The following is a 12,660-nucleotide window of genomic DNA, read 5'->3' as shown; positions in this document are numbered from 1 at the left end:
CTACTGGGTCATTTCCATGAGTACCTGGCGCGCCTGATCAATGCTTTTAATGTCCTCGCAAATCAGTATCAGCTTGCCTTTCTGATCTTTAAGCGAAATTTGTTTGGGATGTTTTTTAATGTAATCGATCACCTGCCCGAACTTCGCCGACTGAAAGAATTCGTCATTCTGCGAAGTAACGAAGTAGCCTTTCATCGTATTGCTTTTCAAAGTCAGTTTTTCAAACTGCAAAGCCTCTGCTTCCCAGCGCAAACGGACCGTTTTCAGCAGATCCTGCACTTCATGCGGCACCGGACCGAACCGGTCGAGGATTTCTTTCTCGAATTTCCCGAGCTCATCTTCTGTCGCAATATTATCGAGGCGGGTATATAACGACAGCCTTTCCGAAATATTTTTAACATAATCGTCCGGAATCAACGTCGCGAAATCGGTCTCGATCTGCGTGTCCGGCACCAGGTTTTTCGGAAGACTGAATACGCCTTCGAACAGGTCCTTAAACTCGTTGCTTTTCAGCTCCTGAACCGCCTCGTCGAGCATTTTATGGTACAATTCATAGCCCAGGTCATTCACAAAACCGCTCTGCTCGGCGCCCAGCAGGTTACCCGCGCCGCGAATGTCGAGGTCGCGCATGGCTACTTTGAATCCGTCGCCAAGGTCCGAAAACTCTTCCAACGTCTGTAAACGTTTGCGAGAATCGCTCGCGAGCGTCGATACCGACGGCGTGAGCAGGTAGCAGAATGCCTTCCGGTTCGAGCGCCCCACCCGGCCACGCATCTGGTGCAGGTCCGAGAGCCCGAACATATGCGCGGAGTTGATAATAATGGTATTCGCATTGGCAATGTCGATCCCTGATTCGATGATATTGGTCGAAACCAGGATGTCGTACTCGCCGTCGATGAAGTTCATCATCACTTTTTCCAGCTTATCGCCCTCCATTTGCCCATGCGCCACGCCTATCCGCACATCGGGCACGAGACGAAGGATAATGTTGGCAATGGATTCGATATCATTCACGCGGTTATGGACAAAAAATACCTGCCCGCCGCGCTGCACTTCGAAGCTGATCGCATCGCGGATGAATTCCTCGCTGAATGTATGGACTTCCGTAGTAACCGGCTGCCTGTTCGGCGGTGGAGTCGCGATTACCGAAAGGTCGCGCGCGCCCATGAGTGAGAAGTGTAATGTACGTGGGATAGGCGTTGCCGTAAGCGTGAGTACATCGACATTCACACGCATTTCTTTTAAGCGGTCTTTGGCTTTTACCCCAAACTTCTGTTCCTCATCGACGACCAGCAAGCCCAGGTCTTTGAATTTCACATCCTTGTTCAAAATGCGGTGCGTACCGATCAGAATATCGATTTTACCCTCCTCAGCCTGTTTCAATGTGTCCTTAATCTCCTTTGCCGATTTGAAACGGTTGATATAACCCACCCGCGCCGGGAAATCGGCCAGACGTTCGCTGAATGTCTTGAAATGCTGCATGGCCAGAATGGTCGTAGGCACGAGCACCGCCACCTGCTTGCTGTCACAAACCGCCTTGAATGCCGCGCGGATCGCGATTTCGGTTTTACCAAAACCTACATCCCCGCATACCAGCCGGTCCATCGGGTGACCTTTCTCCATATCGTCCTTCACATTGGCCGTGGCCGTGGCCTGGTCGGGCGTGTCTTCATATATAAAAGAAGATTCCAGCTCCACTTGCAGGTAATTGTCCTTCGAGAACGGAAAACCGGGCGCCTGGCGGCGTTTGGCGTACAACGCGATCAACTCGTGGGCAATGTCTTTCAGCTGCTTCTTAACCTTCGACTTTTTAGCCTCCCATTCACCCGAACCCAGCTTGCTCATCGCAGGCGGCGTACCTTCCTTGCCGGTATACTTGGCAATTTTGTGGAGGTTGTGCACGCTCACATACAGCAAATCATTATCCCGGTAAATCAGTCGCACCGCCTCTTGCTCTTTACCATTCACATCTTTCCGCTCCATTCCGGCAAAACGGCCGATGCCGTAATCGACGTGCGTCACAAAGTCGCCTACCTGCAAGGATTTCAGCTCTTTCAAGGTCATCGCCTTGGATTTACTGAACTTTTCTTTCAACCGGTATTTATGAAAACGGGCAAAAATCTGGTGATCGGTGTAGCACGCCACTTTCATATTATCATCCACAAAACCTTCCCGCAGCGAAATGTGCATCGGCCGGAACTTCACAAATGGATCAAGATCTTCGAAAATCCGTTCCAGTCGATCGAGCTGCTTGGGCTGCTCGGCAACGATGATGTTGACATAACCTTTGTTCTGATTATCAGTCAAATCATCCAGAAGCCTTTTGAAATCCTTATTGAATGAAGGCTGCGGTTTCGAAGAGTAAGGCAGCTTCATTTCGGTTTTGAAATATGATTTCTTGCCAAATTCAACTGTTTTAAACTTCTTCACCTGGTTCAAAAACCCGCGCCGCGTTTCGAAAAGCTCATTCGGATTCGAAACGATCTGCACGCCGCCGCCGGTCACTTCTTCCAGCGCCTTCTCAGCCCTTTCGAAGCATTTTTCAATGACTTCCAAGGTCAATTCGGCGTCTTTGAACCACAATGCGGTCTCGTCGGCGAAGAAGCTCAGGAACGATTCCCGTGTTTCGTGTGACAGCTTTTGCTGAATGTCGGGGACAATGTTAATCTGTTTCGCACTCTCGATTGAAAGCTGCGTATCCGGGTCGAAGGAGCGGATACTTTCCACCTCATCCCCAAACAGTTCGATCCGGAACGGGTGCTCGTTGGCAAATGAAAATACGTCGAGAATACCCCCACGCACCGAAAACTGCCCGGCTTCGAATACAAAATCTGTGATTTCGAAGCCATAACTGTTTAAAAACTCCGTCAGGAATGCGGGATCGAGCTTTTCGCCTACCTTAACCGAAAATGTATTGGCTTTTAGCGAGCGCTTGTTGATTACTTTTTCAAACAATGCTTCCGGGTAAGTCACAATCTGTACCGGCGTACTGCGGCCCGCGCTGAGTTTGTTCAAAATCTCGCCGCGCATCAGCACATTGGCATTATCCACTTCTTCGTAATGGTACGGCCTTTTGTAGGATGTGGGGTAAAAAAGCACCTCCGTGCCGCCCAGCAGGTTTTGCAGGTCGTTCTGGAAATAGGCGGCTTCTTCGCGGTCGCTGAGAATGTATACTGCCGGCGCTTTCTTTTTATGCTGCAATGAGGCCGCAACCACGGCATCGAGGCTTCCTACCAGTCCCTTGATCTGCACATGCGCCGCTTCCGCGTCCTTCGAGGCGATCTGCGTGCTCAGCACGTCCAGGTAGCTATCACCTCCGTATAGTGTCAATAAGTCTTTAACTTCCAATTATATCGAATGCTGCGCGGCCTCAGCCGCAGTGAAATGTAACGCAAAAAGCCGTTTCGGGGAATTTCCCGACCGGCCGAAATTTATAACAACAGTCGTACCAGTTTTGTTACCACGTTGTTCCAATTGCAAAAATAGCCTGAAATGCCCCAGCGCGAAAATCCGGAATATCATTTTATTTTTACCTTTCACACCATAACTCCCTCATGACCGACTGGCTCAACCAACCCGTTTCCCTGGCAGGGCTGCCCACAACAGTACTGGAAATCCTGGGTTTCATCACCGGCGCAATCTGCGTTTACCTCAACACCCGGCAGAATGTGCTCGGCTGGTTTTTCGGGATTATCAATGCGGTGCTTTACGGAGTGGTTTTCTGGCAGGTGCGCTTGTACGCCGATATGGGTTTACAGGGCTATTACTTCCTGACGAGCATTTACGGCTGGTGGATGTGGAAATTCGGCGGACAAAACCACGACGGCGTACGCGTAACGCACACACCCGCAAAGCTATACCCGCTATTTACATTGATTTTTATCGCGGTAACGCTTTCCTGGGGCTTTTTACTCGGCAAATTTACCGACGCCAGCCTCACCTACGCCGACTCCGCACTGACGATCGCCAGCTTGATCGGACAATGGATGATGGCCCGCAAATACCTCGAAAACTGGATCATCTGGATCGTCGCCGACGCCGCCTATGTGGTCATGTATTTTTACAAAGACCTGCATTTGACAGCCATCCTGTACGGCGTCTTTCTCATACTTGCGATCATCGGGTATGTTCAATGGCGGCGCGACGTTAATGGTCAGATATAGTCAGGAATGGTCATTGGTAATCATTTATTGCCATTGTAGTCATGAGCGGCATCGAAATAGAGATTTACTATCATTTTAAATGACTATCAATCACCATACTTGACTTCTTCTGACTATTCTCGACAACACATGACAAAAACCAGTCGTCCCGAATATAAGTACCGTTTCAGTCGAGCGTATCGAACGGGATTTCCTGATCTTCGAGCAACGTACGAATGCGGGGAGAATCCTGGAAAACGATTTGCAGTTCTTTTTTGGTCACTCCTTCCTCTTCCTCGTCGAGCCATTTCCAGTCTTCGGCGGTAGCGTCGAAAATATCGATGACCGTCAGCAGCTTTTCTTCGGATTTCTCCTTTGAGAGCCACTCTCCTGAATTCCCTATATAGATAATGACCTTCTTTTCATTAATCCATTCGAGGTCGTTGAGCATTTCGTCGAGCGCGTCGAGGTTTTTGCCGGAGTAATCGGGGAAATGCATAGCGGCGGCGATCGCCTCGTGAAAATCTTTGACGGACGTTGCTTTGGCTCCGTCAATATGGGCTACAAATGCGCCCAGGAACGTTTTACGCACTTCGGATTCTTCCCGGGCCAGCAGGAAGTGTGTGTTTTTCATAGAGTCGTTGATTTAAAACACTGCAAATTAGAGAAAAATGGACGTTCAAGTCCAGCCTTTCAGTAGTGTTTTATTTCAAATACCGCTTTCTTAACAAATGCATCATATGCACGTTTATACCCCACTGATCCGAAAGCGGCTGATGTGTGAACGGTACAGTTGGCTGATAATTCGGCGGCCCGAACTCCGTCAGCACGGTCAGCGTTTCACCGCTTTTCACCTTGTATTCCACCACTTTGTCCCACCAGGCCAAATGCGCCTTCACGGCCGCTTCCCATTCCGGTGCGCGAGGGTCGTTCACCTGCGGGCCTTCCTCGTGGCCTATACGCGAGTGGATGTGCCCCACGCGTGTAAGCGCGAGCTGAACCGTTTCTTCCTGATCCTGCAAAAGGCTTTCATGCACATTGCACCAATGCGAAATATCGAGCGTGAGCCGTAATGCAGGGTTTTTCTCGATAAAATTCCGGGCGACGTGCGCTGCAAAAAGCATACGCCCGCGGTGGGTTTCATGGTAAATAGGAATACCGCTTTTGGTCGACGCCTCGGTAGTATAGTCTATAAATGCCTTGTTCTGGTCGTAGGTAAAATGATCGCGACCGCTGTGGCAATTGATATAGAGGGGCTTCACGGGCCACTGCGTGGTAGCGGCATCGATCTGCGATTTGAATGCTTTCAAATGCGTTTGATAATCCTTTTCCCCCGATCCGCAAAGGAAGCCTACTTCCAATTTATGTTTGGTTAATGCGTCCAAAAGCTCTTTTTGCTTGTCTTTCGAACCCTGCCACCACATTTCAATGCCATCGTAACCTTCTTTTTTGACTGCCGCACAAAATTGGTCGGTGGTACCCTGAAAGCCCCAGTTAGTACCGAGCACTTTCAACGATAATTTATTTTCAAACTGCACGGCAGCTTTGTTCGTATCGGCAATGGATTCGAAGGTCGTCAACGCGCCGGCTGTGGTAACTGCGGCAGCTGTGGCGTTATTAATGAAGTCCCGGCGGTTCATTTAATTTTGAATGACTGAATGACTGAATGACTGAATGATTGAATGATTGAATATTGTCAGATCTGGTCATTAGTGATGCTGTCAGATGTAGTCAGGAGGTCATTAGGTCAGGTATTGATGCTGCAACTGAATATTCTCGCCTCTTGACGACAATACTTGACTACACCTGACCATGGCTGACCACACCTGACTACTTCATGACTATTTCTTGGACGCCGCGACTGGTTTGGTGGCCGTGCTGTCCCCTGCTTTCAGGAATTGCGCCACTTCGGCTTCGCTGAAACCATTGACAATCTGTAAACCGGGCGTTTGGCGGGCCGTTTGCGCTACCGCGCTATCGGTAACCGCCGATTGCCAGACGTAAATTGAACGGAGGCCTTTCAGTGCGACGATGTTTTTCAAACCAGCGTCGCCGATTTTGGTATCGATGATGTTCAGATATTCCAAATGCGGCAGCCCTTTGATCTGTGCAATGCCCTGATCCGTGACGCCGGTATGTTCCAGATGGAGTTTGGTAAGATTTTTCAGCTTGGCAATTTCCTTCAATCCATTATCCGTGATCTGAGTACTGCCTAATTTCAGCCAGGTTACCTGCTCTGCAACGGGTAAAAGCAATGCAATATCCTTATCACTGAACTTTGGTGCATTCACCGCGCTCACTTCCAGCAGGTTCTGGTCTTGCGATAATGTATTGACGATCAATCCCGCTTTGCGCAATGCCTGGATATCGGCTTCCTTGGCCGGGGTGACTTTCAACGTCGCGATAGCGGATTCTTTCTGTTTTGCATTACCAGCGGAACCACCCGTCGCCGAACCGCCGGCCGCCGGACCGCCGCCCAGTGATGCCAGGGCTGGTTTCAGCTGATCGGGTACAGTCAGTTCGGAAACTTTTTTCTCAGCAGGCGCACCCTGGTCGATCCACCACGAAAGCAATGCGATTTGCTCGGTGCTCAACTGCGGTTTGCCTTTCGGAGGCATATGGTTGTCATCGCTCTCGTCGAGCAGGCAACGTTTGATCATATCACTTTCAGCACCTTTGCCTGCAACAAACGCCGGGCCGTTTTCGCCGCCTTTCATGAGCAATGCAAGCTCGTCCATGCGCAAATCGCCTTTTTTCTTGCTTGCATTATGGCATTGCGTACAGCGTGCTTCGAGAATGGGCTGCACAATATCTTTATAAACAACCGCTTGCTGAATATCTGTAATCGGTTTGATTTCCTTTGCCTTTTCTTCAATAGGGTCCATTCCCGCAAGGCTACGGAACGGCTCGGGAGTATATTGGGTGAGGTAACCATCGCCGTGCGTCAACGAACCACCGTCGTGCCCCGCGGTCATCGTTAGTACGACGGCCACTGCGAATGCGGGTAAATACACGGCTTTTCCAAAAGAAAGTTTACCGGCAAGCCTGTCCGACTTCACCAGCCAGGCAACCCACGCGAATACCGCCACGCCAATGCCTTTCCACATATGCGCGCCCAGCAGATCTTCGTCGTAACCGCCGCCCAACGACAGCAGGTATCCCGCAATGCAGGCAAAAGTGGCGCTCACCGCCGACCAGAACAGCACAAAAACCACGGTAGATTCACTTACCGAAATCTTGCCGGTCCTCCGCCCGATTTCGATTAAGGCCGCAATCAACAGAAAACCAATGGGTAAATGCACCAGTACCGGGTGGAAACGCCCGATAAAAAGCGCCCAGGGCGACGCCTGAAGAAGAGGAATGAGCATACCGGAAATCAATAATTATGGGTTAGGATTATTCAAAATCAATGCATTACAGTCGGAAAACCTCCCGACAGGGAATGGCCACGGGCGAATTATCGGGGTTAACGTCCATAATATCGGCCATATGGTCCCACCATCTTTTCATGATCGGAAGGGCAGGCAGGTTGGCAGTAGTATCGTTACTTCCCAGTTTTTGAAATGCAAAAAGCGCCAGCGTGGCTTCGTCGAGGAAAATGTAGTACTCCGTAACGCCGGCTTCTTTCAAAAGCTGGCTCAGTTCGGGCCATATTTCGTCGTGTCTCTTTTTGTACTCCGCTTCAAATCCGGGTTTGAGCTGCATTCTGAACGCCTTAACTGTTTCTTCCGCCATGGTTTGGTTTAAATACTGCTAAAAAATGCTGTTGCTTATGCGATCACTTGTTTCACGACTTTCCCTTCGGTATCCGTCAGCCTGAAATTTCGTCCCTGGAACGGATAGGTAAATTTCTCATGGTCAAAACCCATCAAATGCAGGATCGTAGCCTGCAAATCGTGAACGTGTACCCGATCTTTCGCCCCGTAGTAGCCGAGTTCGTCGGTTTCGCCGTGGCTGTACCCACGCTTCACGCCGCCGCCGGCCATCCACATGGTGTAGGCTTCGAGGTGATGGTCGCGACCCATGTAGGGCATTACCACGCCGTTACGGTTCTCCTGCATCGGCGTCCGGCCAAATTCCGCCCCAAAAACGACGAGCGTTTCTTCCAATAACCCGCGCATTTTCAAATCCTTAATCAATGCGGCAATAGGCTTGTCGGAAATCTGGCATTTGGAGCGCAACCCGCCTTCTACATTGTCGGTGGCATTGGTACCGTGGCCATCCCAGCCCCAATCGAAAAGCTGCACGAATCGCACATCGTTTTCGATGAGTTTTCGGGCCAGGAGGCAGTTCATACCAAAGCTTCCTTCGCCCGCTTTTACTCCATACATATCGAGAATAAATTGCGGCTCCTTGGCAACATCCATTACCTCGGGCACCGACATCTGCATCCGGAAAGCCATTTCATATTGACTGATACGCGTCAAAATCTCCGGGTCCTGGACTTCTTCGTAAGTCTGCCGGTTGATTTCGTTGATCGCGTCGATGGTTTTCTTGCGGATGTTCCGGTTCATACCATTCGGGTCGGTCACGTACAACACCGGGTCACCGCCCGTCCTGCATTGCACACCCTGGTATACCGATGGCAAAAAGCCGCTTCCGTAAACGCTTTTTCCCGCATCGGGCTGGCGACCACCGGAGGCGAGCACGATGAACCCCGGCAAATTGCGGTTTTCGGAACCCAGCCCGTACACCGCCCATGCGCCCAGGCTCGGGCGCCCAAGCCGCGGGCTACCCGTATGCAGGAGCAACTGCGCTGGCGCGTGGTTGAACTGGTCGGTGTGCATGGCTTTCAGGAAGGTGATTTCGTCGGCGACGGTCTGCAAATAGGGCAGGTAATCCGACAGCCAGGCGCCGGATTGGCCATACTGCGCAAATTTCCCCTGTGGCCCAAGCATTTTGGGCACGCCCTGGATGAATGCAAACTTCTTGCCTTCCAAAAACTCGGCCGGACAGTCTTTCCCGTGGTATTTAACGAGCTCGGGTTTGTAATCGAACAGTTCGAGCTGCGACGGTGCTCCGGCCATATGAATGTAAATCACCCGCTTGGCCTTCGGCGCGAACTGCGGGATGCCGCTTCCTGCCAGCGATTCGGAAGCACCCGCAACCTCTCCGGCTTTGGACGAGCCGCAGGAGCCCAGCAACGAGCCCAGGCCCAGCGCGCCCAGCCCGAAGCCAGCCGATTGCAAAAAGTGTCGGCGGGTTTGGCGGTGCAGTTCCGCGTGTTGTAGTTCTTTAAGTAGTTTCTCCATTTGCAGACTTGGTTACCTTGCCCCGTATCATCATCACCAGTAGCAGCGCCGCCGGCAGCAGCACCGCTAGCAGCAGCATCAGCATCGCCAGCAGCAGCACCGCCACAGCAGCGGCACCGCCAGCACCCAGGGTTGAAACCCTGGGTTGGGAATAGGGCTACGGGCCTCCGGCCCTTTTTTAGTTTTTTAAGACCCGTCGACTAAAGTCGACGGTAATAGATACTTTTTTGCTGTTAGTTGCCGCCTCTTGGGCGAGCTACGTTGCCTTCTATTTATCAATTCGCCAGCGTTGCTGTACCCGACCCCAATCTATTTCCGTCGACTTTAGCCGACGGGGAAAGGGGTCAACGGGCATCAGCGCTACTCCTTCGTCACGACGTTATCCAGGTTCAGCAGCACGTTCGCTGATACCGTCAACGCTGCCAATTCCGGCGACTTTTCTTTGCCATACACCAAAATACTATCCACTTCGGAAGGTTTCTGCCTGTACTCGTTCAGCGCGTCTTTATACACTTTCATGAGCACATTCAAGCTCTTCTGCTCAATCGGCTTGAACGTAAGCAGGCGGTAGCCTTCTTTCAGCTGCTGCTCGGGCGTTTTGCCGCGGGTTTTCATTTTAGAAGCCAATTTTTCAGCGGCTTCGAGGTAAACGGGGTCGTTCAGGGTTACCAATGCCTGCAACGGCGTGTTGGTAATAATCCTTCTCGACTGACAAAACTCGCGGCTGGGCGCATCGAAAGTGGTCATGGATGGGTACGGGGCCGTTCTTTTCCAATAAGTGTAAACGCCCCGGCGGTATTTATCCTCGCCTGCGCTCACTACCCAGCTCTCACCGCTGTATGGCGACTGCCAGATCTTATCCGGTTGCGGCGGCATCACACTGGGACCATACATCTTGTTGGAAATCAGACCACTGCATGCGAGCGCCTGGTCGCGTACCTGCTCGGCGCTCAGGCGTACGCGCGGGCCACGTGAGAGCCACACATTGTACGGGTCTTTCTCTTTTCTGTGTTGGTCAGAACGGGAATCCTGCCGGTAAGTGGCCGACATGACGATCGTTTTAAGCAACTTTTTCACACTCCAATGATAATCGTCCATGAACGAAACCGCCAGCCAGTCGAGTAGTTCGGGATGGGATGGTTCGGCGCCTTGGGAACCAAAATCTTCGACGGTTTCCACAATACCTCTTCCGAAAAGCTGCTCCCAGAAACGGTTCACGATTACCCGGCTTGTCAATGCATTATCGCGGCTTACGATCCATTGGGCAAGACCGAGGCGGTCGCGGGAGGCTCCTTTGGGCATCGGTGCCAGGAGTTTGGGCACGTCCGCCTTCACTTCCGGACCTTTCACCATCCAGTTACCGCGGACGAAAACGTTGGTTTTACGTGCAAAATCACCTTTTCCCTCCCAAAGTACCGGCATGCTTTCCGTTGGGCGGGTCAATGCGGTGGCGTAGTCGTTCACGACCTGCTCATAACCCGGCTGGCTGGCGCCTGGCAACGCTTTTTGAAATGCTGCCCAGGTAATGCGTACCCATTCTTCGGGTGCTTTGGGGCTATGTAATGAGAGATAAATGTCATGTTTTCCGTTCGTTTTGACGATCGGCGCCACGATTACCGTGTCACGCATCGGGACTTTGATAGTCGAAAGCACCGGGCCGTCGAGCTTATCCAAATGCAAGGTCAAAACCGCATTCTCCGCTTTTGTACCAATATTCATCAGCACATTATCGGCGCCGGTAAGGTTCACCTGCGGAATGCGCGCATTACCTTTGTCTTTTACACCATAATAGGAAATCACGAGCACCGTCGACTGGTCGCCTTTCACAAAGTTGTGCGCATTGATCTTCGGCTCCACCACCTTCATGAACTGCGTTTTGGCTTCCAGCTCTTTGGGGTCGTATTTCTGCACCCATTCTTTTACTCTCTCGAAACGGGCTGAATCTTCACCTTTGTAAAACCGCAGCTTCGGCCATTCGTCCCACACATCCTCGTCGCGAGAATTGTTGAAGAAGGCCGCATACTTGTAATAATCATCGTGCGGAATGGGGTCATATGGGTGGCTGTGGCATTGAATGCAGGCAAATGTAGTTCCCTGCCAAACCTCCCAGGTTGTATTTACCCGGTCGATCAATGCAGCTGTACGAAACTCTTCGTCGTCAGTTCCGCCTTCGTTGTTTGTCATCGTATTCCGGTGAAAACCAGTGGCTATCACATTTTGCTCAACTGGAAAGCCGTTCTTTTTCTCTGGCAAGAGGTCGCCGGCCAGCTGTTCGATGGTGAAGCGGTCGAACGGCTTGTCTTCATTGAAAGATTTAACCACATAATCGCGGTAACGCCACATGGTGCGCCCGCCGTCGCTTTCGTAACCCTTGGTATCGGCATAGCGCGCAAGGTCCATCCACATCGAAGTCCATTTCTCGCCATATGCCGACGATTTGAGCAGCTTATCCACCACCTTTTCATAGGCGTCGGGCGATTTGTCGTTTTCAAAATCCTGTACTTCTTGTTCGCTTGGAGGCAGGCCGGTAATGTCGAGGCTGACACGGCGCAGCAATGTAGCGCGGTCGGCTTCCGCGGAAGTTTTCAAGCCTTCCTGTTTGAGTTTTTGGCTAACAAAATGGTCGATTTCATTCTTAGCCCAGGCTTTATCGCCTGTATTCAGCAAGCCGAACAAATTGGAGAAACCATTCAAAGACGGCACATCAGGCCTTTCTATTTTTTTGTAGGACCAATGCGTTTCCCATTCCGCGCCCTCATTGATCCAGTCTTTCAGAATACCGATTTCCTTTTCGTTGAGCGGCGTGCCGTTTTTCGGCATTTTCTCGTCGGGATCGTTCGTCAGAATGCGACGGATCATCTCGCTCGCATCCGCATCGCCGCGTACGACGGGTATTTTGCCCGATTTGCCCGGTTCCAGCATTTCGTGCTCGAACAGAAAACTCACGTCACCGGCCTTTTTCACACCGCCATGGCAGCCCATGCAATGCTTGTTGAGGATCGGCTTTACATCGGCATTGTAATCCACCTTCCTACCCCACGGGACACCGGCAAAAGAAAAGTACATTACCGGCACCGCCACCACCACTAAACCGATCAAAAATCTGGTATGCATTGGTTTAATTTTAAAATATTAATGCTTCAAAACTTAACAATATAAGCTATGCGGCCTCCGTCCACACCGACTATTGAACCAGCGGTTAACTTGACTTATCCTGCTGTTCTCACGGCTAAAAGACTGAATTTAACCAAAATTACCCAACGGCT

Annotated in this window: 8 protein-coding genes; 1 reads left to right on the top strand and 7 read right to left on the bottom strand. The window is 51.2% G+C overall.

What is annotated here, in order from left to right; all coding sequences use genetic code 11:
- On the bottom strand, nt 1-3,348 hold the full coding sequence (gene mfd, locus BLQ88_RS10860) for a transcription-repair coupling factor (protein WP_090149190.1): 3,348 nt from the start codon (nt 3,346-3,348) through the stop codon (nt 1-3).
- A gap of 206 nt (nt 3,349-3,554) precedes the next feature.
- Between mfd and pnuC the strand changes: the two genes are divergently transcribed.
- Complete coding sequence (gene pnuC, locus BLQ88_RS10850; protein ID WP_090149186.1) at nt 3,555-4,163, top strand: nicotinamide riboside transporter PnuC; 609 nt, start codon at nt 3,555-3,557, stop codon at nt 4,161-4,163.
- Nucleotides 4,164-4,329: 166 nt separating this feature from the next.
- Here pnuC and BLQ88_RS10845 read toward each other — a convergent pair whose 3' ends face one another.
- The 6 genes from BLQ88_RS10845 to BLQ88_RS10820 form a co-directional block, all read right to left on the bottom strand.
- Entirely contained in the window at nt 4,330-4,776 is a 447-nt protein-coding gene (locus tag BLQ88_RS10845; protein ID WP_090149185.1) for a barstar family protein, read from the bottom strand.
- 70 nt (nt 4,777-4,846) lie between these two features.
- Nucleotides 4,847-5,782, bottom strand: a complete 936-nt coding sequence (locus BLQ88_RS10840) for a sugar phosphate isomerase/epimerase family protein (protein ID WP_090149182.1) — start codon at nt 5,780-5,782, stop codon at nt 4,847-4,849.
- Nucleotides 5,783-5,983: 201 nt separating this feature from the next.
- On the bottom strand, nt 5,984-7,510 hold the full coding sequence (locus BLQ88_RS10835) for a c-type cytochrome domain-containing protein (protein ID WP_090149180.1): 1,527 nt from the start codon (nt 7,508-7,510) through the stop codon (nt 5,984-5,986).
- Nucleotides 7,511-7,556: 46 nt separating this feature from the next.
- Nucleotides 7,557-7,877: an L-rhamnose mutarotase gene (gene rhaM / locus BLQ88_RS10830; protein WP_090149178.1), complete on the bottom strand. Its 321-nt coding sequence runs from the start codon at nt 7,875-7,877 to the stop codon at nt 7,557-7,559.
- A 35-nt stretch (nt 7,878-7,912) separates the two neighbouring features.
- The gene (locus BLQ88_RS10825; protein ID WP_090149175.1) at nt 7,913-9,394 is read right to left on the bottom strand and encodes a DUF1501 domain-containing protein; all 1,482 of its coding nucleotides are present in this window, start codon (nt 9,392-9,394) and stop codon (nt 7,913-7,915) included.
- A 360-nt stretch (nt 9,395-9,754) separates the two neighbouring features.
- Complete coding sequence (locus BLQ88_RS10820) at nt 9,755-12,508, bottom strand: DUF1553 domain-containing protein (RefSeq protein ID WP_090149173.1); 2,754 nt, start codon at nt 12,506-12,508, stop codon at nt 9,755-9,757.
- Nucleotides 12,509-12,660 lie beyond the last annotated feature (152 nt).

This window comes from Dyadobacter soli (genome assembly GCF_900101885.1).
GTDB lineage: Bacteria > Bacteroidota > Bacteroidia > Cytophagales > Spirosomataceae > Dyadobacter > Dyadobacter soli.
The sequence above is the reverse complement of the archived record's forward strand: the minus strand, read 5'-3'. Positions and strand labels throughout refer to the sequence as shown.

Coding starts and splice junctions, on each gene's coding strand:
- pnuC (WP_090149186.1), top strand. CDS start 3,555: ATGACCGACTGGCTCAACCAACCCGTTTCCCTGGCAGGGCTGCCCACA.
- BLQ88_RS10845 (WP_090149185.1), bottom strand. CDS start 4,776: ATGAAAAACACACACTTCCTGCTGGCCCGGGAAGAATCCGAAGTGCGT.
- BLQ88_RS10840 (WP_090149182.1), bottom strand. CDS start 5,782: ATGAACCGCCGGGACTTCATTAATAACGCCACAGCTGCCGCAGTTACC.
- BLQ88_RS10835 (WP_090149180.1), bottom strand. CDS start 7,510: ATGCTCATTCCTCTTCTTCAGGCGTCGCCCTGGGCGCTTTTTATCGGG.
- rhaM (WP_090149178.1), bottom strand. CDS start 7,877: ATGGCGGAAGAAACAGTTAAGGCGTTCAGAATGCAGCTCAAACCCGGA.
- BLQ88_RS10825 (WP_090149175.1), bottom strand. CDS start 9,394: ATGGAGAAACTACTTAAAGAACTACAACACGCGGAACTGCACCGCCAA.
- BLQ88_RS10820 (WP_090149173.1), bottom strand. CDS start 12,508: ATGCATACCAGATTTTTGATCGGTTTAGTGGTGGTGGCGGTGCCGGTA.